This window comes from Sphingomonas sp. G5, from assembly GCF_052660795.1.
Genome location: NZ_CP109660.1, coordinates 3,167,871 through 3,188,394 on the forward strand (window position 1 = coordinate 3,167,871; position 20,524 = coordinate 3,188,394).

The 20,524-nt window shown below is 71.7% G+C and carries 19 protein-coding genes; 7 read left to right on the forward strand and 12 right to left on the reverse strand.

The annotated features are described in order from the left end of the window. Positions 1–124 precede the first annotated feature (124 nt). Together NE358_RS15020 and NE358_RS15025 are read left to right on the forward strand one after the other, a co-directional pair. The gene (locus NE358_RS15020; RefSeq protein ID WP_289939768.1) at positions 125–1,216 is read left to right on the forward strand and encodes a S1 family peptidase; all 1,092 of its coding nucleotides are present in this window, start codon (positions 125–127) and stop codon (positions 1,214–1,216) included. Positions 1,217–1,290: 74 nt separating this feature from the next. Then, positions 1,291–2,262 (forward strand): acetylxylan esterase, encoded by a 972-nt coding sequence (locus tag NE358_RS15025; RefSeq protein ID WP_499318029.1) that lies wholly within the window; start codon positions 1,291–1,293, stop codon positions 2,260–2,262. 79 nt (positions 2,263–2,341) lie between these two features. On the opposite strand, the gene NE358_RS15030 is transcribed toward NE358_RS15025, so the two are convergent. Next, the gene (locus NE358_RS15030) at positions 2,342–2,902 is read right to left on the reverse strand and encodes an acyl-CoA thioesterase (protein ID WP_289939772.1); all 561 of its coding nucleotides are present in this window, start codon (positions 2,900–2,902) and stop codon (positions 2,342–2,344) included. 142 nt (positions 2,903–3,044) lie between these two features. On the opposite strand from NE358_RS15030, the gene NE358_RS15035 reads away from it, so the two are divergent. Continuing rightward, positions 3,045–3,551 carry a GNAT family N-acetyltransferase gene (locus tag NE358_RS15035; RefSeq protein WP_103208257.1) on the forward strand — a complete coding sequence of 169 codons (507 nt, stop codon included), beginning with the start codon at positions 3,045–3,047 and terminating at the stop codon, positions 3,549–3,551. Position 3,552: 1 nt separating this feature from the next. Then, the gene (gene cofE / locus NE358_RS15040) at positions 3,553–4,335 is read left to right on the forward strand and encodes a coenzyme F420-0:L-glutamate ligase (protein WP_141378229.1); all 783 of its coding nucleotides are present in this window, start codon (positions 3,553–3,555) and stop codon (positions 4,333–4,335) included. Positions 4,336–4,435: 100 nt separating this feature from the next. Here cofE and NE358_RS15045 read toward each other — a convergent pair whose 3' ends face one another. Genes NE358_RS15045 through NE358_RS15065 form a run of 5 tightly spaced genes read right to left on the reverse strand, consistent with a single transcriptional unit; the run spans position 4,436 to position 8,502 of the window. Continuing rightward, positions 4,436–5,044 (reverse strand): energy-coupling factor transporter transmembrane component T family protein, encoded by a 609-nt coding sequence (locus NE358_RS15045; RefSeq protein WP_289939780.1) that lies wholly within the window; start codon positions 5,042–5,044, stop codon positions 4,436–4,438. Continuing rightward, the gene (locus NE358_RS15050; RefSeq protein WP_289939781.1) at positions 5,038–5,736 is read right to left on the reverse strand and encodes an energy-coupling factor ABC transporter ATP-binding protein; all 699 of its coding nucleotides are present in this window, start codon (positions 5,734–5,736) and stop codon (positions 5,038–5,040) included. The genes NE358_RS15045 and NE358_RS15050 overlap by 7 nt, the downstream gene beginning before the upstream one ends. Further along, complete coding sequence (locus NE358_RS15055; protein WP_289939783.1) at positions 5,733–6,839, reverse strand: thiolase family protein; 1,107 nt, start codon at positions 6,837–6,839, stop codon at positions 5,733–5,735. The genes NE358_RS15050 and NE358_RS15055 overlap by 4 nt, the downstream gene beginning before the upstream one ends. Next, positions 6,827–7,903 carry an AMP-binding enzyme gene (locus NE358_RS15060; protein WP_289939785.1) on the reverse strand — a complete coding sequence of 359 codons (1,077 nt, stop codon included), beginning with the start codon at positions 7,901–7,903 and terminating at the stop codon, positions 6,827–6,829. The genes NE358_RS15055 and NE358_RS15060 overlap by 13 nt, the downstream gene beginning before the upstream one ends. Further along, complete coding sequence (locus NE358_RS15065) at positions 7,900–8,502, reverse strand: biotin transporter BioY (protein WP_103208245.1); 603 nt, start codon at positions 8,500–8,502, stop codon at positions 7,900–7,902. The genes NE358_RS15060 and NE358_RS15065 overlap by 4 nt, the downstream gene beginning before the upstream one ends. 54 nt (positions 8,503–8,556) lie before the next feature. On the opposite strand from NE358_RS15065, the gene NE358_RS15070 reads away from it, so the two are divergent. Next, positions 8,557–9,108 carry a TetR/AcrR family transcriptional regulator C-terminal domain-containing protein gene (locus NE358_RS15070; RefSeq protein ID WP_103208243.1) on the forward strand — a complete coding sequence of 184 codons (552 nt, stop codon included), beginning with the start codon at positions 8,557–8,559 and terminating at the stop codon, positions 9,106–9,108. Positions 9,109–9,309: 201 nt separating this feature from the next. Here the strand turns inward: NE358_RS15070 and NE358_RS15075 are convergent, their stop codons facing one another. From NE358_RS15075 to NE358_RS15085, 3 genes are all read right to left on the reverse strand, one after another. Next, entirely contained in the window at positions 9,310–10,593 is a 1,284-nt protein-coding gene (locus tag NE358_RS15075) for a cytochrome b/b6 domain-containing protein (protein WP_289939788.1), read from the reverse strand. Positions 10,594–11,213: 620 nt separating this feature from the next. Further along, positions 11,214–12,179 carry an electron transfer flavoprotein subunit alpha/FixB family protein gene (locus NE358_RS15080; protein WP_289939791.1) on the reverse strand — a complete coding sequence of 322 codons (966 nt, stop codon included), beginning with the start codon at positions 12,177–12,179 and terminating at the stop codon, positions 11,214–11,216. Continuing rightward, positions 12,179–12,955, reverse strand: a complete 777-nt coding sequence (locus tag NE358_RS15085; RefSeq protein WP_103208237.1) for an electron transfer flavoprotein subunit beta/FixA family protein — start codon at positions 12,953–12,955, stop codon at positions 12,179–12,181. The genes NE358_RS15080 and NE358_RS15085 overlap by 1 nt, the downstream gene beginning before the upstream one ends. Positions 12,956–13,099: 144 nt before the next feature. On the opposite strand from NE358_RS15085, the gene NE358_RS15090 reads away from it, so the two are divergent. After that, a complete protein-coding gene (locus NE358_RS15090) occupies positions 13,100–13,627 on the forward strand; it encodes a MarR family winged helix-turn-helix transcriptional regulator (protein ID WP_103208235.1) in 528 nt (175 codons plus the stop codon). Between the two features lie 4 nt (positions 13,628–13,631). Here the strand turns inward: NE358_RS15090 and NE358_RS15095 are convergent, their stop codons facing one another. The 3 genes from NE358_RS15095 to NE358_RS15105 all read right to left on the reverse strand — a co-directional run bounded on the left by NE358_RS15095 (position 13,632) and on the right by NE358_RS15105 (position 16,628). Continuing rightward, positions 13,632–14,420 (reverse strand): enoyl-CoA hydratase-related protein, encoded by a 789-nt coding sequence (locus NE358_RS15095; protein WP_103208233.1) that lies wholly within the window; start codon positions 14,418–14,420, stop codon positions 13,632–13,634. 214 nt (positions 14,421–14,634) lie between these two features. Then, positions 14,635–15,813: an acyl-CoA dehydrogenase family protein gene (locus NE358_RS15100; protein ID WP_103208230.1), complete on the reverse strand. Its 1,179-nt coding sequence runs from the start codon at positions 15,811–15,813 to the stop codon at positions 14,635–14,637. An 80-nt stretch (positions 15,814–15,893) separates the two neighbouring features. Further along, complete coding sequence (locus tag NE358_RS15105; protein WP_279365926.1) at positions 15,894–16,628, reverse strand: VIT1/CCC1 transporter family protein; 735 nt, start codon at positions 16,626–16,628, stop codon at positions 15,894–15,896. Positions 16,629–16,778: 150 nt separating this feature from the next. Here NE358_RS15105 and NE358_RS15110 point away from each other — a divergent pair, with 150 nt between their 5' ends. Next, on the forward strand, positions 16,779–20,519 hold the full coding sequence (locus tag NE358_RS15110; RefSeq protein ID WP_289939804.1) for a choice-of-anchor I family protein: 3,741 nt from the start codon (positions 16,779–16,781) through the stop codon (positions 20,517–20,519). Positions 20,520–20,524: the final 5 nt, after the last annotated feature.

Genomic DNA, 20,524 nt, shown 5'->3' on the forward strand with positions numbered 1-20,524 from the left:
GCTGGGAGAAATCTGGGCGATTGTCGTTTCCCGGCCAGGAAGGTGTTTTACTGCGGACGGGTACCCCAACCATTTATCCCCCTGGATGGAAGGTCACTCCGTGAACCGCATATCGAAAATGGCCGTGAGCGCATCCGCTCTCGGGTTGATCGTCGTTTCGGCGGCGGCTGCGCCCGCGCTGGCCCAACCGGCATCCGCCGCACCCTCACCCTCCTCCGAGACACAGCTGCTCGACGCCATGGCCGAAGCCCTCGGCACCGATGTCGCCGGCGCGCAGGACGTCTTGCGCTTCCAGGCCGACGCCACCGCCCTCACCACCACCGTCGCATCGGTCGTCGGCGACGCCTACGCCGGCGCGTGGATCGACGAGAGCAGTCGCACCGTCTATGCCGCCGCCACCAGCGACGCCGCCCGCGCGCTCGTGGCGAGCGCCGGTGCGACCCCCATCCCCGCCGACCACTCCCTGAGCGAGTTGGAGGGTCTCACCGCGCGCATCAGCGGTGCCGACCGCCCCGCGGGAGTCGCCTCGTGGCACGTCGACGTCGCCGCCAACGACGTCGTCGTCGAAGCCCTCCCCGGCTCCGAGACGAACGTGACGGCCTTCGTGACCGCCCTCGGCGCCCCCGCCGACGCGGTGCGCGTCGAGACGGCCGGCGGTGTTCCACAGACGTTCGACGACCTTCGCGGCGGCATCGCGTATTTCATCGAGAACGAGTACCGGTGCTCGATCGGTTTCGGCGTCGTGGGCGGCTTCGTCACCGCCGGCCACTGCGGCAGCCAGGGCGAGAGCACGAACTACGGCACCTTCGCGGGTTCGTCGTTCCCCGGCAACGACTACGCCTGGGTCTCGACGCCGAACCACAACCCGCTGGGCGAGGTCGTCGACTGGTCGGGCGGCAACGTGGCGGTCGCGGGCTCCACACCCGCGCCCGTCGGAGCGACGGTCTGCCGGTCCGGGTCGACCACCGGGTGGCATTGCGGTGAGGTCCTCGCATACGACACGTCGGTGCAGTACGGCAGCAACACCGTCAACGGTCTCATCGAGACCACCGTGTGCGCCGAGCCCGGCGACTCGGGCGGTTCGCTCCTCGCCGGCGATCAGGCGCAGGGCGTGACCTCCGGCGGATGGGGCGACTGCAGCAGCGGCGGGCAGACCTGGTTCCAGCCGGTGAACGAGATCCTCGACGCCTACGGCCTCACTCTGCTCACCAGCTGAGCCTCTCGTGACGCCCCGGCCGCCCTCGCGCGGTCGGGGCGTCGCCGTGCCCGCTACTGTCGACTCTCATGGCCGTGACCTTCACCGATATGCCCGTCGACCTGCTGCGCGCGTACCGCCCCTCCCTGGTCGAGCCCGCCGGTTTCGACGACTTCTGGAGCGAGACCCTGGCGACGGCGCGGGATGCCGCCCGCCCGGCATCCCTCACCCCGGTCGAGGCCCCGGTCACCGCGCTCAGCGTTCACGATCTGACGTTCACCGGCTTCGCGGGCGATGAGATCCGCGGGTGGGTCGTGCGTCCACACGGCGACGACGTCCTCCCCGCCGTCATCGAGTACATCGGCTACGGCGGTGGTCGCGGGCTCCCCGGCGAGAAGCTGTCGTGGGCGGCGGCCGGGTACGTCCACGTCATCATGGACACGCGCGGCCAGGGATCCACGTGGAGCACCGGCGACACCCCCGACCCGCACGGCTCGGCGGCCGCGTTCCCCGGTGTCATGACGCGCGGCATCCTCGACCCGCGCGACTACTACTACCGCCGCCTCTATACCGACGCCGCACGTCTGGTCGATGTGGTGCGCGAGCTCCCCGGCGTCGATCCCTCGCGCGTGGCCGTCACCGGGGGCAGCCAGGGCGGGGCACTGTCGATCGCGGCGGCTGCCCTCAGCGGCGGTGCGGTGGCGGCGGTCATGCCCGACGTGCCATTCCTGTGCGACATCCCGAACGCGATCGTTCGCACGCCGTCAGCACCCTTCACAGAGATCACGCGCTACCTGGCGGTGCACCGCGACGACGCCGAGCGCGCGCTGCACACCCTCTCGCACATCGACGGCGCGATCCTCGCGCGCCGCATCAGCGCGCCCGCCTACTTCTCCGTCGGCTTCATGGACGATGTCGTGCTGCCATCGGGAGTATTCGCGGCGTTCCACGCACTGACCTCCGGCGACGCGGCGATCGAGGAGTACACCTACAACGGCCACGAGGGCGGCGGCCACCGCCACTGGATGAAACAGGTGGCCTGGCTCGACGCGCGCTTCGGCCGGTAAGGACGGCACCGCGCACCGGTCGGCCCCGCCTCAGCGGCGCGTCCACGGCGCGTCCCACCGCGCCGGCGAGGGTGACCCCTCACTCCCAGACGCTGGGGGCGGGCCGCTTCGTCGACGGCAGCGCCGACCCCGCGGCCCAGTCGTGCACCCACTGGTCGATGTCGGGCAGCCCCTCGGGGCGGCCGACCGCGGCGAAGAGCTCGTCGTGCGGGACCGTGCCACCGGTGCGGCGCAGGATACGGGCGCGGATCATGGCGCGGGCGTAGATCTCACCGTTCATCAGCGCGCGGTGTTCCAGGTAGACGGCGCGGTCGTCGTGTCCGATCAGTCGCGTCTCGAGCTCGAACCGCTGCCCGAGTTCGAGAGAACGACGGAACGTGATGGTCTCGGCGGCGACCACCGCGTACCAGCCCTGCGCGGTCATCGCGGCCAGCAGCCCGGTGCGCGTCAGCAGATCCCAGCGCCCGAGGTCGAACAGCGACAGATAGCGGCCGTTGTTCAGGTGGCGCAGCAGATCGATGTCGGTGGGGAGCACGCGGATCGACATGCGGGCCACGGTGTTCGGATCGATGGGGCCTTCGCGACGAAGACGACGGCGAGCACGAGCCAGCACCAGCAGGGTGCGCCAGAGGACGTTCACGAGGGGCGAGCGTAGCGATGCGACGACGGATCGGCGATCCCGTTGTGGGTTCACCACAAGATGGCCGCGTCGATGTATAGCGCATTCGACGGGCCCCTCGGCTCGATTTCACCCGCGACGACCCCCCGCGTAGAGTCGCGCCATGACTGCGGAAGCCCGAACCGACATCGTCGTCCGTCCGGTAAGAGATGTGGATGCCGAGGCCCTCGGCCGCGTGCACGCCACCTGCTGGCACGAGACCTACGACCACCTGATCAGCAAGGCCGCCCTCGAGGCGGTCTCTCCGCGACGCATGGCCGAACTCTGGACCCACTGGGCCGCCCAGGGCGAGGACTACCGCATGCACGCGGCCCTCGTCGACGGCGAGATCGTCGGCTTCGTCGGCTCGGGCCCCGCCCGTGACGACGACGCTCCCCGCGAGCGCGAGCTGTACTTCATCTACCTGCTCGACGCGTACCACGGCACCGGCATCGGCCAGCAGCTGTTCGACGCCGCGATCGACGGCGGCGAGGGCGTGTACCTCTGGGTCGCCGACGACAATCCGCGCGCGCACCGCTTCTACACGCGCAACGGCTTCGCGCTCGACGGTGCCTCCCAGGTGCAGCCCTTCCTCGGCGAAGAGCTCACCGAGGTGCGCTTCGTCCGCTGACGTGCTGCAGATCTGGGCCCTCGACGGCATCCGCGAGATCACCCCGGGCGACGACCTCGTCCGGGTGATCCTGGATGCCACGACCGAGCCCCTGCGTGACGGTGCCGACGGGTCGCTCCGCGACGGTGACATCGTGGTCGTCACGAGCAAGATCGTGTCGAAGGCCGAGGGCCGGATCATCCATGCCTCGGACCGCGAGGACGCCATCACGCGCGAGACCGTGCGTCTCGTGGCATCCCGCACCTCTCCCACCGGGCACGTGACGCGCATCGTCGAGAACCCTCTCGGGATCGTCTCGGCGGCCGCCGGGGTCGACGCCAGCAACACCCCCGAGGGCACCGTGCTGCTGCTGCCGGTCGATCCCGACGCGTCCGCGCGCGCCCTGGCGACCGGGCTGCGCGCCGCGACGGGGGCCCACGTGGGCGTGATCGTCACCGACACCCTCGGCCGCGCCTGGCGCGAGGGCCAGACCGACCACGCGATCGGGGCCGGCGGCATCCACGTGTTCGAAGATCTCCGTGGGACGACGGATGCCGAGGGCCGCCCCCTCGTGGTGACCCTGCCGTGCGTGGCCGACGAGATCGCCGCGGCCACCGACCTGGTCAAGGGCAAGGCCGCACGACGGCCCGTGGCGATCGTGCGCGGGCGCGGAGACCTGGTGGGCGACCTCGACCTGCCCGGCGCCCGCTCGATCGTGCGCGATCCCGTCCGCGACATGTTCCGCCAAGGCGCCGACGAGGCCTATGCCGAGGGCTTCGCGGCCGGTCGGGCCGCCGCGGGGTAGAGGCTGTTCCGCTGCGGCCGCCCCGGTGAGCCCCCGTGCGCGAGGTCGCTCGTCCGGCGCGAGAGCGGATCATGCGACGTCGGTCGCCGTCGGACAGGCCTCAACGGATGCCACGCGCCGCGAGAGCGTCGCCGAGGTCATCGGCGTGACGCAGGGCGACCACCAGAAAGGGCAGGGCGCCGCGCGCGAACGACGGGCGCAGTCCCCGCGCGCGCTGCGCCTCGCGCACCTCGGCGGCGAGGCGCGCGAGAACCGGGATCGTCGTCAGCGTCACGGTCAGCAGGAGTGCTACTCGTACCGGATCGATGCCGATCCGGCCGAGCGGCGTCATCCCGCGTTCCATCGCGTCGAGCATCGACGACACCCGCGTCGTCAGCGGCAGCAGCCCCACCACGAGCAGTGCCGACACCACCCGTGCCGTGTTGACCGCGGCGGGCTCGGGCCCGAGGAAGATCAGTTGGCCCACGCCGGTGAGCACGACGACCCCGCGCAACGCCCACCCCTGCCGCGCCAGTTCGCGGACGCCGGACACGACCCCCATCCCGGCACCGAGGTACAGCACCGCCGGCACGACAACGGCGATCAGCGCCCCCGTCCACGAGAACGGCAAGGCCGCGAGCAGGAGCGCGACGACCGTCAGGAGCGTGATCTTCGGGCCCGCCGGCATCCGATGCATCCATCCGCCGCCCGGGCGGTACAGGCTCAGCACGACAGCGCCGTGTCATAGGCGTCTACGACGTCTGCGGCGACCCCGGATGCCACGACCCGCCCGTCCGCGAACAGCACCGCCGCCTCGCACCGGCGCGCGAGAGCCAGGTCGTGGGTGACGAGGACGAGCGTGTGCCCGGTGTCGGCGAGCAGATGACCGGCGACCGTTCGAGCGTTACGGGCGTCGAGAAAGGCTGTCGGCTCGTCGGCCACGACCACCCGGGGCCGGCGCACGAAGGCCCCGCATAATGCCAGCAGCTGCTTCTGCCCACCGGACAAATCGTGCGCGGCCCGGTCGCCGAGGCCGCCGAGGCCGAAACGGACCAGTGCCTCGCTGACGCGCAGATCGCGCTCCGCCCGCGCCAGGCGCTCGGGCCGGAGCGAGAGCGCGACGTCTTCCGACACCGTGGGCATGACGATCTGCGCGTCAGGATTGCTCAGCACCAGGGCGACGCGACGGCGATGCCCCGCGGCGTCCGTGTCGGGGTCCCGCCCGCAGACCTCGAGCGCGCCCTCGGTGCGGCGGACGAGCCCGGCCACGACTCGAGCGAATGTCGACTTGCCCGAGCCGTTGTCGCCCACCACGGCGATCGTGCGGGCGTCGAGGTCGAGAGTCACGTCGCGCAGCACCACGCTGTCGTCGAGGCGCACGCCGAGACCCGCGCAGCGCAGGGTCGCACCCGGGCCCGTCACCGCACGACCTCGAACACCGCGGCGATGCCCAGGCCGCCGCCCACCGACGCCGCGGCCACAGCGTAGGCGCCCGCGGGCGCTCCGGCACGCACGAGACGGCTGAACAATCGCACGACGGCGACCGCGCCACTCGCGCCCCACGGGTGTCCCAGCGCGAGGGCGCCGCCATCGGCGCAGACCCGTGGATCGTCGTCGGCGAGCCCGAGGCGCGACAACACCGCGATGCTCTGCGCGGCGAACGCCTCGACGATCTCGAAGGCGGCGACCTCGACCAGCTCGACGCCCGCATCGGTCAGGGCAGCCTCGACGGCGAATGCCGCGCCGACACCCGGGAGGGCGGGGTCGCAGCCGACGACGGCGGACCCGCGCAGCGCCAGCCCCGTCGCTGCTCCCGCTGGCGCGATCGCCACCGCCGCGGCGCCGTCCCCGATCCGCGTCGAGGTGCCCGCGGTGACCGTGCCTCCGGGGAACAGCGGCGCCAGCCGCGCCAGCACCGTCGCACCGGTACCCGCAGCTTCGTCCTCGCGCACGCCGTCGACCGCGACGATCTCCGCGACGAGACGACCCGCCGACCGCGCGGCCGCGGCCCGTGCGTGACTGCGCTCGGCGCACGCGTCCTGCCGCGCCCGCGTGAGCCCGTCGTGGCGGGCGAGATCCTCGGCGGCACGGAGCATATCGGGGTCGGCGAACCCCGCGGGGGCGAACGGCGCCCGGGCGTATGCGGTGCCGTCGATGCTGCGAACGGGCGCGGTCGAGGCGCTCTCGACGCCTCCCGCCACGCGGTGACGGCCGTCCGTGCGCACCGCGAGAGCGGCGTCCAGGATCGCGGAGAGCCCGCTGCCGCACTGCCGGTCGACGGCGCCACCCGGCACGGTCGGCCCCAGACCCGCCGCGAGAGCCGACAGCCGGCCGGGGTTCCCCCCGGGGCCCATGCAGTTGCCCATCACCACGTCGGCGATCGGGGGTGCCCCCGCGTCGGCGACGACCGCCGCGACGACGGCGCCGCCCAGACGAGCCACGTCGGCGCGCGCGAGTCCGCGTCCGCGCACGGCGAGCGCGCTGCGGCGGGCGGCGACGACGACCGGGTCCGTCACGGACACCACGGGGCGTCCTCGACCTGACGTGCGATCTCGGCACGCGCGGGCTTGCCCGACAGCGTGCGCGGAATCTCACCGACGAACCACCGTCGCGGTCGATGCGAGGGCGCGAGACGTTCCGCTGCCTCGGCGCGCAGATCGATCGCGGCACCGGCGTCGATCTCGACGAGGGCCGCGACGAGAGCGCCGACGCCGGGGCGCGGCATCCCGAACACGACGGCGTCCCGCACACCGGGGATCTCGCGCAGCGACACCTCGACGTCTTCGGGGACGACCGTCGCGGACGCGCTGAGGATGGCCCCGTCCCGACGGCCGCGCAACCGGAGCCGGCCGTCGTCCCACTCTGCCCGGTCGCCGACGGTCGCCCACCTGCCCGCGCGGCGCAAGGGGCCGTCCGATCCGAGGTATCCGGATGCCACGAACGCCGATCGCACCCACACCTCGCCGCCGCGCACGTCGAGCTCCGCACCCGGGAAGGCCCGGAGGCCGTCGCCGAGGTCGACCGCGACGAAGGAGAGTTCGGCGGCGCCGTAGTAGGCGATCACGCGGATGCCCGCTGCTTCGGCGCGGGCGCGCAGCACCGGGTCCACGGCCGAGCCGCCCACCAGCGCCACTCGCATCGCGTCCGGAGCACCCCGGTCGAGGACGGCCCGCAGGTTCTCGGGGGTGCCGTGCAGGCAGGTCGCTGCGGCGTCGACACCGAGCCGCACGCGCGGCCCCCCGGCGGCCGCGTGGGCCAGCGAGAAGAGAGTGAGCGACGCGGCGGGCGGGGACGGCAGCGCGAGGATGTCGTCGGGACCGGCGTCGAGCAGATCCGCCACCGTGTCGAAGGATGCCTCCCAGGACTCGGCCGTCCGCAGCACGATGCGTGCCGCCCCGCTGCTCCCCGAGGTCAGGGTCGCCCACGCCGTCCCGGCCGGCACGGCCGTTCCGGATGCCCGCCTCGCGATGCCCGCGCGCTGCGAATCGCTCCATCGCGGATCGGCGATGAGGACGGCGTCCCCCGCCGCCCGGACGTCACGGATCCGCTCGGACAGGCCGCGAGCGGCCCCGTCCACGACGACGATCATGCCGCGGCGCCCACCCGGGTGCGGTCGGGCGCGGGTGCGATGCGCCACGCGCGACGGAAACCCCGGGGGTACGCCCGCACGAGCACGGTGACGATCACCGTCGCGAGGGTCGCCTTGACGATGTCGCCGGGGAGGAAGACGAGGCTGGTGACCGCGGTGTCACCCAGCGGGAGACGCGTGACGGCGCTCTGCACCGGGATGCCCAGGGCGTAGATCGCGCCGATTCCCCCGGCGACCATCGCCAGGGCCGTTCGCCACGCGACCGGACGACGACCGCCCGCGTGCACGATCAGCCCCACCACGACAGCACCCAGGATCCACCCGATCGCGTAGCCGGCCGACGGCCCGAGGAAGACTCCCAGGCCGCCGCGGCCTCCGGCCAGAAGAGGGAGTCCCGCTGCGACGAGCGCCAGGAGCACCGTGACCGCGAGTGCCCCGAACCACGGGCCCAGCACGGCGCCGGCGAGCATGACGCCGAGCGTCTGGGCCGTGATGGGCACGCCGCCCACGAGCGGGAAGCTGCCCGGCAACCCGAGCACCGCGATGAGGGCCGCGAAGACGGCGATGCGGGCGAGGTCGGTGACATCGGGGGTGCGCATGGGCTTCCTTCCTGAACACTGTTCACCTGAACGGCGTTCACTATACTCATTCGCATGGCTCCCCGTGGACACTCCGCAGACGATGTCGCTCGCACGGCCTTGCGAATCCTCGACGATCACGGCCTCCCCGACCTCACGATGCGACGGCTCGCGACAGCGCTCGAGGTGCAGCCGAGCGCTCTCTACTGGCACTTCCCCAACAAGCAGACGTTGCTCGCCGAGTTGTCCGATCGGATCGTGAGGCGCATGGCATCCGGCACCTCCGACGACCTGCGCACGCGGGCCGGCGCCCTGCGCGACGCCCTACTGGCCTATCGCGACGGCGCCGAGGTCGTCTCGAGCACGCTCGCCCTCGGCCTCGGCTCGACGCTCGCGCACGACCGGCTCGCCGATGCCGTCGCCGCCGACGGCTTCGCCCCCGACACCGCCCGGCGGGTCGCCACCACGGTGCTGCACTACGTGCTCGGATTCGTCTGGCACGAACAGCAGCGCCTGCAGTACGACAGCGCCGGTGTACGCGAGGGCACGACCGGGCTCGCGAGCGACGACTTCGACTTCGGCCTCGAGCTCATCGTCGCGGGACTGCGCGCGCGCCGGCGGGTCTGACCGACGCCCGGCCCCTCGGCGGCGAGGACGCGGGTGTGCCGCGGGCCGCGCGGCGGGCGAAGCCGGGGGGCGAAGCCGCGCGCTGCCCCCGTCGGGCCCACGGGAGCGACGAGGCCGCAGGCGGTCATTCGCGATGTCGTGGCCGTCGACGAACGGGCGCGTCTTCGAGAGTCTTCGGCGGGCTTGCGCTCGGGTGGCGGGTCAGCGCTGTTTGACCTCGCCGAACAGGCGCGCGATCGGCACGAGCACCGCGGGGCGCGCGGCCACCCACGCTGCGGCCATCACGACGAGGGATGCCGCGAAGATCAGCAACCCGGTCGGATCACTGGTGAACGCCTCCGGGTCGACCGACCCGCGCGCGGCGTACATGTGGTTCAGATTGCGCAGGGCGCCGGTGGCGAGCACGAGCGCGACGTGCACGATGATGAACGCGACGAAGAAGAGCATGGTGGGGAAGTGGACCTTGCGGGCCCACTCGACCGGGTACAGGCGGTTCAGCTTCTCGGCGTTCTTCGGCCACACACCCGACAGGCGCACACCGCTGACGATCGCGAGAGGCGCCGCGACGAAGGTGATCGCGAAGTAGGACAGCTGCTGCAGGCTGTTGTAGTTCACCCAGCCGTTCTCGGTGGGCCAGTCGAGAGAGGCGTACTGCAGGGCGGCCGAGAGCGCGTTGGGGAAGACGTCCCACGAGGTGGGCACGATCCGCATCCACTGCCCGGTGACGAACAGCAGCACCACGAAGACGACGCCGTTCGCGATCCACAGGATGTCGAGCGCCTGGTGGAACCACAGCGCGAGACTGATGCGGCGCTTCTTGTTGCTCCGCGGCGACCAGAACGCCGCAGGCCTCTTCTCGCGGCGCACCTGCCAGCCGGTGCGGATGATGAGCAGCAGGAAGAAGCTGTTGAGGAAATGCGACCAGTTCAGCCAGGCCGGGAGCCCGACCGGCGCCGACGCGGGCAGCGGGTACTCACCGGGGAACGCGGCGAGGAACTCGCGCCCCGGGCCGATCGCGAGCACGAAGCGCGCGAGCAGCACGACGATGCCGACGAGGGCGAGCGCGAAGACGCCGAGCACCGCGGTCGAACCGAGCACCTGGACGGGCGAGTAGTCGCCGAGCGCGACACGAGCCCCGGGCCGCGGCGGGGTCGCCGCCGCACGCTTCTGCCCCGCGACCCCCGCCGTCGCTGCGTGGCTTCGGGCCGCAGCTCCCGGCCAGACCGTGCGGGGAACGGTCAGCGCCGGGCGCGCGGGCGCCGACGCGGAGGGGATGCCGCTCTGCGCCGCCGGAATGCGATTCGCCTGGGGGCTACCGGGCGGCGCAGTCGGACCCGCCGGCGCGCGCCCGGTCGGGGCAGCCCCACCCTGATCGGATCCGCGCGACATCGCAGGGTTCCCGGCATCCCGTTCGCTCGTCGTCATGGCTTCCGCGGCCCCGGCCTTCGCACCGAAAGCGGATTCGCTCTCCAGAATCGGACGCACCGGCACCGCCGATCCGATTCCGCCGCGATTCTCCGATTCTGCGGCGTCGCGAGGGCGCGCGGCCCCGGACGGATTCGCGGATGCCGGCGGCCAGGGCTCCCCGCCCGGCTCGCGGGGCAGACCCCGGCGCACGGCATCCGCCCCGGGGCCGAGGGGGACGACTGCGGCTTGGTCTCCGCATCGACGGGCTCGGGCGGGGGCGCGGGCGCGGGAAGTGACGGTGCCGGGGAGCGCGCACCGGAGCGGCCGGACGGAACAGTGGATGCCGGCGGCCAGGGCTCCCCGCCCGGCTCGCGCGGGAGCCCCCGGCGCACACCGGTCGCCGCGGGATCCGATGTCGCGCTCTCGTGTTCCGGTCCGATCACGCGACTTCCGGCCTCAACGGATTCGGAAGCGTGCACCGGATTCGGACGCGGAGTCGCCTCTGATCCGAATTCATCGCGCGGACCCGAATCCGCTGCGGGTGAGCCGGCGCCCCGCTTCTCGACGGCGGACGCGGCACCATCCGCGGCATCCTGAGGCGGACGCGCCGCGGACGCGCCAGGGCCCGCGGGCGGCCAGGGCTCCCCACCGGGGACGCGCGGCAGCCCGCGACGCGGAGTGCGGGGTGTGGACGCCATCTACTTCTTGTGGGCCTCTAGCGCGCTGATGAGTTGCGGGACGACGGTGAACAGGTCTCCGACGATACCGAAGTCGGCGATGTCGAAGATGGGTGCCTCGGGGTTCTTGTCGATCGCGACGATCGTGCGAGCGGTCTGCATGCCCGCGCGGTGCTGGATCGCACCCGAGATCCCCAGGGCGACGTACAGCCTCGGCGAGACCGACACTCCCGTCTGCCCGACCTGCGCGGTCGCGGGCACGTACCCCGCGTCGACGGCCGCACGCGAGGCGCCGACGGCGGCCCCGAGCGCATCGGCGAGCTGCTCGACCAGGGCGAAGTCCTCTTTCGATCCCACGCCCCGCCCACCCGCGACGACGACGTCCGCACCGCGCAGCTCGGGCCGCGTCGAGGGCGCAGACGTCTCGGAGAACGCCTCGACGCGCGCGGAGGGGATTCCGGATGCCGACTCCTCGAGGGCCCGCACGGCGAGCGGCTGCGCGTCGAGGCGACCCTCGACGGAACCGGGCCGCAGGGTCGCGACGAGGGGTCCGAAGGTGGGCGCGCCGTCGACGGTGAAAGCGCCGCCGAACGCCGAATGGTGGGCGACGACCCCGAGATCGTCGCGGGAGACGCCGACCACGTCCGTCGCAAGCGGCAGGCGCAACCGCACCGCGAGGCGGGCCACGATGTCGCGGGATTCGACCGCGTTGGACGCCAGCACGAGGTCGGGACCCTCGGCCGCCACCGCGACGGCGAGCGCGTCGACCGCCGGACCGGTCAGCGCGGTCGGGTCGACCGCGGCGGTGAGCACGCGCACCGCACCGAGTTGTGCGGCCTCTTCGGCGGAGCGCTCGAGCGCGGCGTCGGGGGCCGCGATCACCGCGACCGGCTCCCCCACCGCCGCGGCGGCCACCAGCAGCCCGGGAGACGAGGCCGCGAGCGCACCGGAGGGCAGCACCTCGAGCAGAACCAGAGTGACGCTCATCACGCCACCCCCTCGGCCACGAGGAAGGCCGCGAGCTTCTCACCGGCGTCGCCCTCGTCGACGATCGTGGTCCCGGCCGCGCGCGGCGGCCTCTCTGCGACCGACAGCATGATGTACCGGGCCTGGGCCGGGTCTTCGACCTCGACGCCGAGTTCGCCGGCATCCAGCGTCTCGTACGACTTCTTCTTGGCGGCCATGATGCCCTTGAACGTCGTGAACCGCCCCTCGGGGAGCGCCTCGGTCACCGAGACCACCGCCGGCAGCGATGCCGACACCCGCATCGTCCCGGCGTCGCTCACGCGCTCGCCGGTCACGGCGTCGTCGGTCACTTCGAGACTCGACAACGCGGTGAGCTGCGGCACGCCGAGGCGTTCGGCGATCATCGCCGGCACGACTCCCCCGCCTCCGTCAGTCGAGAGGTTGCCCGCGATCACCAGGTCGAAACCCGTGCGCCGAACCGCGGCCGCGAGGACGTCGGCCGTCAGCAGCAGATCGGCACCGCGCAGGCCGTCGTCGACGACGTGCACGGCCGAGGTCGCGCCCATCGCGAGGGCCTTGCGCACGGTCGCGGCGGCCGAGGCGGGAGCCATCGTGAGCACGACGACCTCGGTGCCGGGGTGCGCGTCGGCGTGGGCGAGGGCGGCTTCGACCGCGCGCTCGTCGATCTCGTCGAGCACGGGGGCCGATGCGGCGCGGTCGGCGAGACCTGTCTCGAGGTCGAGGCGACGCTCACCCCACGTGTCGGGAACTTCTTTGACCAGCACCACGATCTTCATCGACCTGGCTCCTTCGGTGAGGGGACGGATGCCGCGATCCCGCGGCGGCGGTCGAGCCCGCGGCGAGAGGGCTCCGACCACCTCAGCCATCGCCCCGCAGCGCGCACCGCGGGCGAACGGTACCGTGAAACGCGAGGAGGACCGATGACGCGACGACTGCCTGTCGACCCGATCGCCGAGGCGAAGCGCCAGTGGCTCGCGCACGGATGGGACGACGCCGCCGACGGCATGACGGTGGTGACCTCGGTGATCCGTGCGCACCAGTTGCTCATGGCATCCATCGATCGGGCGTTGAAGCCGTTCGACCTGTCGTTCTCGCGGTTCGAGATGCTGCGGCTGCTCGCCTTCACCCGCGAGGGGCGGATGCCGATGGCCAGCGCCATCGCGCGCCTGCAGGTGCATCCGACGAGCGTCACCAACACGGTCGAGCGCCTCGCGCGCGACGGGTTCGTGACGCGCGAACCGCACCCGACCGATGGACGCGCGGCCCTGCTCGCACTCACCGACGCCGGGCGCCGACGGGTCGACGACGCGACCGCCGCGTTGAACGAGGTGTTCGCCGACCTGGGTCTCGACGACGACGACGCGACGGCGCTCGTGCGGATCATCGCGCGCTTCCGCAAGGGTGCCGGCGACTTCGCCGACCCCTCACCGGTTCCCGATCCGCTCTGAGCTCTCATCGGTGCGTGAACGACGGCGCCCGCTTCTCGCGGAACGCCGCCATCCCCTCCTTCTGGTCGGCGGTGTCGAACAGCGCCGCAAAAGCCTGACGCTCGAACCGCACCCCCTCGGCGAGTGTCGACTCGAGCGCGACGTCGAGCGCCGCCTTCGCCGCGTACAGCGCGGGGAGGGGCTTCTCGGCGATCGTCTGCGCCACCTTCTCGGCCTCGTCGAGCAACTCCGCCGCGGGCACGATGCGTGAGACGAGCCCGGCCCGCTCGGCCTCGGCGGCGTCGATCATACGGCCGGTGAGCACCAGCTCGGCGGCCTTGTAGTACCCCAGCGCCCGCACGAGCCGCTGCGTCCCGCCCATGCCCGGAATCACACCGAGCTGCACCTCGGGCTGTCCGAACTTCGCCCGATCGGATGCCAGGATCACATCGCACATGAGAGCGAGCTCGCACCCGCCGCCCAGGGCGTACCCCGAGACCGCGGCGATCACGGGCGTACGGACGGCGGCGAAGCGCGCCCAGGCGCCGAAGTGGTCGGTGAGCATCATGTCGAGACCCGACTTCTGCTCCATCTCTTTGATGTCGGCGCCCGCGGCGAAGGCCTTCTCGCTCCCGGTCACCACGATCGCGCCGACGCCCTCGTCGGCGTCGAACGCCTCGGCCGCCGCAACGACCTCGGTCATGGTTCGCGTGTTCAGCGCGTTCAGGGCCTCGGGACGATCGAGGGTGATCCACCCGACGCGTCCACGCTGCTCGACGCGGATCGTCTCGTATCCGGCATCCGGCTCGGTCATGGTGACTCCCGTCGTCTCGAGTGATGATCGCAGCGGTTTCGCCCGCCCTGGAATGCTCGCACGCCCCACCGACATCGACCGAGGGTCTTGCCTCGCCGCGTCGGCGTCTGCGCCCTACACGGCGACCCGGGCCGTTCGGGGCCCGTTCCTCTTCGCGGGGCGGGACGTACACGCCCCGTAGGGCGGATCCGCCCCGAACCGAAGAGGGGGCACCTCAGGCCGCCAAGACGCTGCGACCCACGATGAGCCGCATGATCTCGTTCGTCCCCTCGAGGATCTGGTGCACACGCAGATCGCGAACGACCTTCTCGATGCCGTAGTCCTGCAGGTAGCCGTATCCGCCGTGCAATTGCAGCGACTCGTTGGCGACGCGGAAGCCGACGTCGGTCGCGAACCTCTTCGCCATGGCGCACCGGGTCGCGGCATCCGGAGTCTTCGCATCCAGGGCGGACGCCGCATCGCGCACGAGCAGTCGTGCGGCTTCGAGCTCGGTCGCCATGTCGGCCACCGCGAACACGACCGACTGCTTCTCGGCGAGGGCCTCGCCGAAGGTGAAACGCTCGTGCACGTAGGCGATCGCGCGATCGAGCGCCCAGCGCGCCCCGCCGATCGAGCACGTGGCGATGTTCAGGCGACCGCCGTTGAGGGCGTTCATCGCGATCGAGAAGCCGCGTCCCTCGCCGCCGAGGAGGTTCTCGGCGGGCACGCGCACCTCGTCGAGGATGACGGGACGGGTGGGCTGCGCGTTCCAGCCCATCTTCTTCTCGTTCGCTCCGAACGAGAGTCCTTCGGAGTCGGCGGGCACGAGGAAGGCGCTGATGCCGCGTGCTCCGGGCTCCCCCGTGCGAGCCATGACGACGTAGACCGACGCCTCGCCGGCGCCCGAGATGAACTGCTTGACCCCCGTCAGCACGTAGGTGTCGCCGTGCCGGATCGCCGAGGTGGTGATGGCCGCGGCGTCGGACCCGGCGCCGGGCTCGGTGAGGCAGTAGGCGCCGAGATCTTCCATGGCCACCAGCGACGGCAGCCACCGCTCGCGCTGCTCGGCGGTGCCGTAGGTGTCGATCATCCACGCGACCATGTTGTGGATCGTGATGTAGGCCGTGACCGTCGGGTCGCCGTAGGCGAGCTCCTCGAAGATCGCCACCGCGTCGACGCGCGACAACCCGGCGCCGCCCACGTCGTCGTTGACGTAGACGCCGCCGAGACCCAGCTCCCCCGCGCGGCGCAGCACGTCGCGGGGGAAGTGCTTCTCGGCATCCCATTCGAGGGTACGCGGGGCGAACTCGGTCGCCGCGAAGTCGCGCACCGCGTCGAGGATGGCATCGCGCTCGTCGGAACTCAGGGTGCCGGTCGACGGGGCGTCGAGCGCGGGAGCAGGGGTGGTGTCCATGCGGCTCTCCTTCGGAAAGCGACGGCGTCGTCGCTCCCCTCAGATTACCTGGACGTCCTACTAATTGATAGAGGTACCGACTACGAGGCGGAGACCCCGAACAACGCGCCGACCGCGTAGGTCGCGGCGAGCGCGAGCGCACCGCCGATCACCGTGCGCAGCACCGCCCGCCCGCGCCGCGCCCCACCGAGCACGGCGGCGACGTAGCCCGTGATCGCGAGCGCGATGAGCACGGCGACGAAGGTGAGCGGAACGCGGATCTCGACCGGCGCGAGCAGGATCGTCGCGAGCGGCAAGAGGGCGCCGATGGTGAAGGCGACCGCCGAGGCGAAGGCCGCGGCCCACGGGCTCACGACGTCTTCGGCGTCGATGTTCAGCTCGACCGAGAGGTGGGCCTTGAGGGCGTCGGATGCCGTGAGCTCGTTCGCCACGCGCGTCGCGGTGTCGCGCGACAGACCCTGCGCCTCGTACATGCCCACGAGCTCGGCGAGCTCGGCCTCGGGATCTTCGGCGAGCTCGCGCTTCTCCTTCTGAATGAGGGCGTGCTCGCTGTCGCGCTGGCTCGACACGGAGACGTACTCACCGAGTGCCATCGAGATGGCGCCACCGACGAGGGCGGCGAGACCCGCGACGAGCACCGGACCGGTGTCGCTCGTGGCGCCCGCGACACCGACCACGACCGCGGCGGTCGAGACGATGCCGTCGTTGGCGCCGAGCACGCCGGCGCGCAGCCAGTTGAGTCGTTGGGAGAGTCCCTGGCGGTGGGGCTCATCGGGGTGCGCGCCGGGGGCGGCCGCCGAGACGTTCTCATTCATGGGACGAGCGTAAGACCGCCCGGAGGCATCGGGGACCGACGCCGGCGCGTTCCCTCCCCGTTCACCGGGTCGTCACGAACTGCAGGCAAAATCCACAAGATCGCGCCGCCCGCGCGGGTCGCTCCCCCACCCGAATCCGAGGACACAGCCATGCCTTCGACCTTCCTCCGCCGCGCCGCCGCGTTCACCGCGACGACCGCGGCGGTGTGCGCGCTCGCCCTGTCGAGCACCACCGCGGCCTCCGCCGCAATCGTCCCTCAGCCCGTCTCGAACAGCGTCACCGGCGCCGCGATCAGCGTCACCCCGGTCGGCTCGTACGACACCGGCGTTTACGACGCCTCCGCCGCTGAGATCGTCCAGGCGTACCGCGACCGCCTGCTCGTCGTCAACGCCCAGGCGGGCACCGTGACGGTGCTCGACAACAGCGACCCCAAGAAGCCCGTCAAGCTGTTCGACATCTCGTCGAACGGTGTCGCCAACTCGGTCGCCGTCCGCGACGACGGCCTCGGCGTCATCGCCTTCGAAGCCAAGACGAAGACCGACGCCGGTCACCTGGTCTTCTTCGACGCCAACAAGACGGATGCCGCGAGTGCGAAGCTCGGCGAGGTCACCGTCGGCGCTCTTCCCGACATGGTGACCTTCTCGAAGGACGGCTCTTACGCCGTCGTCGCCAACGAGGGCGAGCCGGCGGCGGACTTCTCGGTCGACCCCGAGGGCTCGGTCAGCGTCATCGCGCTGTCGTCCGCCCTGTCCGCCCCCGCGCAGAGCGCCGTCAAGACGGCGGGCTTCCGCGCCTTCGAGCCCGGCGGGAGCAAGACGCTCGACTCCAAGGTGCGCATCTTCGGCCCCGACGTCGCCGCCCCGGGTCAGGATGCCGCGACCCTGTCGACGAACCGCGTCTCGCGCAACCTCGAGCCGGAGTACATCACCACCGACGGCACCGTGGCCTACGTCACCCTGCAGGAGAACAACGCCGTCGCGACGGTGGATCTGACGAAGGCCGAGGTGACCGGCATCCTGCCCCTCGGGTACAAGGACTGGAGCACGGTCGGACTCGACCCGAGCGACAAAGACGGCACGACGGCTGTCAACAGCATCCGCCCCGTCGCCGGCCTCAAGGGGCTCTACATGCCCGACGGGATCGCCTCGTACTCGGCGAGCACCAACGGGAAGGCCACGACCTACCTCGTCACCGCCAACGAGGGCGACGGGCGCAAGTGGGGCTCCTTCGACGACGAGGCGCGCATCAAGGCCTTCGGCAAGAACGGCCTGGCGCCCATCTGCGCCTCGAGCCCGCTCGCGGGCCAGACGGCCGATGACGCCGCCGGTCGCCTCAAGGTCGTCACCGACCTCGGCAAGACCGCCGACGGCTGCTACAGCGAGCTGTACGCCTACGGCGGCCGCTCCTTCTCGATCTGGGACACCACGGGTGCTCTCGTCTTCGACTCGGGCGATCAGTTCGAGAAGAAGCTCAAGGACGTCGCCCCGCAGCTGTTCAACGTCTCGAACGACAACAACACCCTCGACGACCGCAGCGACGACAAGGGCCCCGAGCCCGAGAACGTCACGATCGGCGTCGTAGACGGCCGCACTTACGCCTTCATCGGCCTCGAGCGCGCGGGTGGCGTGATGGTCTACGACATCACCGACCCGACCAAGGCGACGTACGTCACGTACGTCAACAACCGCAACGCCTCCGCCGACGTCAAGACGGCCTCGGCCGGCGACCTCGGCCCCGAGGGCATCGCCTTCGTATCGGCCCTGCGCTCGCCGACCGGTGTGCCGCTGCTGGTCACGGGCAACGAGGTCTCGGGCACCACCACCGTGTTCGAGGTCCGCCCGACGCAGCCGAAGACGCCCGACCTGCAAATCCTCACGATCAACGACTTCCACGGCCGTCTGCTGCAGGAGACCGGGGGCGTCGCCGGGGCCGCGGTGCTCGCCGGCGCCGTCGAGAAGTACCGCCAGCAGAACCCGAACACGCTGTTCGTGTCGGCGGGCGACAACATCGGCGCGAGCGCCTTCGAGTCGTTCATCGACCAGGACACCCCGACCATCAAGGCTCTGAAGGCCGCGACGCTCGATGTCAGCGCGGTGGGCAACCACGAGTTCGACCGCGGCTTCGCCGACCTCACCGGTCGGGTCATCCCCGCCTACGGCAACAACTCGGGAGCCCTCAGCGACTTCGCCCTCGGGGCGAACGTCTACAACAAGGGCACGAAGACCCCCGCCCTGAAGCCGTACACGATCAAGCAGGTCGGCAACACGAAGGTCGCGTTCGTCGGCACCGTGACGCCTCAGACCGCGGGCATGGTCGACCCGTCGAAGATCACCACGATCGAGTTCGGCGACGAGACCGAGGCCGTCAACCGCGAGGCGAAGAACGCCCGCGCGGCGGGTGCCGACATCGTCATCGTCCTCGTCCACGACGGCTCCGAGAGCACGGACTGCACCACGATCGCGACCGAGTCGACCGACTTCGGCGCCGTCGTCCGCGGCGCCTCAGCCGATGTGAACGCAATCGTCTCGGCGCACACGCACCAGAAGTACTCGTGCACCATCGGGGGACGCTCAGTCATCCAGACCGGCTCGTACGGCACGAACCTCGGCACGCTCGACATCGATCTGGATGCCGGCGGCAAGCTCGCATCGATCACGCCCGGCGTGCGTGCGCTGCTCGACCCCGCGGTGACGCAGTACATCGCGTACCCGCAGATCGCGACCGCGAAGATCGTGGCGGATGCCAAGACCACCGCCGACACGAAGGGCAAGGTCGAGGTCGGCACGATCACCGCCGACATCACCCGCGCGAAGAACAGCTCGGGTGCCGAGGACCGCGGTGCCTACTCCACGCTCGGCAACACCGTCGCGGACGTGTACCTCTGGGCCACGAGCGAGAACCCCTCGTTCAACGGGCAGGACGCGCAGATCGCGTTCATGAACCCCGGCGGTCTGCGCGCCGACCTACTGTACGGCTCCGACAACGGCTCGGTCTCGTACCGCGAGGCCGCGAACGTGCAGCCCTTCGGCAACACCCTGGTGACGCTGTCGCTCACGGGTGCGCAGCTGAAGCAGGTGCTCGAGCAGCAGTGGCAACCCTCGGGCGCCTCGCGTCCGGTGCTCGCCCTGGGCGTGTCGAGAGGCTTCACCTTCGAGTACGACCCGACCGCGGCTGCCGGCTCGCGCATCAAGGCGATCCAGCTCAACGGGAAGCCGATCGCGGCGTCCGCCTCGTACCGCGTCGTCACCAACTCGTTCCTCGCGGCCGGCGGCGACAACTTCACCGCCTTCGCGCAGGGAACGAACAAGGCCGACTCGGGTCAGATCGACCTGCAGGCCACGGTCGACTACTTCACCGCGAAGAAGAGCGTCGCGCCCTCGCCGCTCGGCCGGGCGTACCTGACAGGTTCTCAGCCCGTCGACGAGGGAACCGGCACGCCGAGCCCGACGCCCACGACGAACCCCACGGGTCAGCCCACCGGCAGCCCCACGGCTTCGCCGTCGACCTCCGCGAGCATCACGGCGAGCGCGACGCGCGTCGAACAGGGTGGGTCGTTCACGGTCACCGTGTCGGGGCTCAACGCCGGCGAGCAGCTGACGGCGACGCTCAACAGCACGCCGATCGTGATCACCGGCATCCCCGCCGCCGACGCCTCCGGCACCGTGACCTTCCGGGTGAACGTGCCCGCGGCTCTCGAGCCCGGGGCGCACACGGTGGTCATCACGCGCGCCGACGGCACCGTGCTCCCGGCTCTCGCGGTCCAGGTGGTCCGCAAGGGCACTCTGGCGGCGACGGGCGCGCAAGCGCCGTGGGGCATCGCCCTCGCGGGCGGGTTCCTCGTTGTCGCGGGCGGTCTCGCCTTCGCGCTGCGCCGCCGCCGCACCGCCTGACGCAT

Coding starts and splice junctions, on each gene's coding strand:
- NE358_RS15095 (WP_103208233.1), bottom strand. CDS start 14,420: ATGACCGAGCCGGATGCCGGATACGAGACGATCCGCGTCGAGCAGCGT.
- NE358_RS15065 (WP_103208245.1), bottom strand. CDS start 8,502: ATGCGCACCCCCGATGTCACCGACCTCGCCCGCATCGCCGTCTTCGCG.
- NE358_RS15100 (WP_103208230.1), bottom strand. CDS start 15,813: ATGGACACCACCCCTGCTCCCGCGCTCGACGCCCCGTCGACCGGCACC.
- NE358_RS15110 (WP_289939804.1), top strand. CDS start 16,779: ATGCCTTCGACCTTCCTCCGCCGCGCCGCCGCGTTCACCGCGACGACC.
- NE358_RS15060 (WP_289939785.1), bottom strand. CDS start 7,903: ATGATCGTCGTCGTGGACGGGGCCGCTCGCGGCCTGTCCGAGCGGATC.
- NE358_RS15085 (WP_103208237.1), bottom strand. CDS start 12,955: ATGAAGATCGTGGTGCTGGTCAAAGAAGTTCCCGACACGTGGGGTGAG.
- NE358_RS15035 (WP_103208257.1), top strand. CDS start 3,045: ATGACTGCGGAAGCCCGAACCGACATCGTCGTCCGTCCGGTAAGAGAT.
- NE358_RS15105 (WP_279365926.1), bottom strand. CDS start 16,628: ATGAATGAGAACGTCTCGGCGGCCGCCCCCGGCGCGCACCCCGATGAG.
- NE358_RS15090 (WP_103208235.1), top strand. CDS start 13,100: ATGACGCGACGACTGCCTGTCGACCCGATCGCCGAGGCGAAGCGCCAG.
- NE358_RS15070 (WP_103208243.1), top strand. CDS start 8,557: ATGGCTCCCCGTGGACACTCCGCAGACGATGTCGCTCGCACGGCCTTG.
- NE358_RS15080 (WP_289939791.1), bottom strand. CDS start 12,179: ATGAGCGTCACTCTGGTTCTGCTCGAGGTGCTGCCCTCCGGTGCGCTC.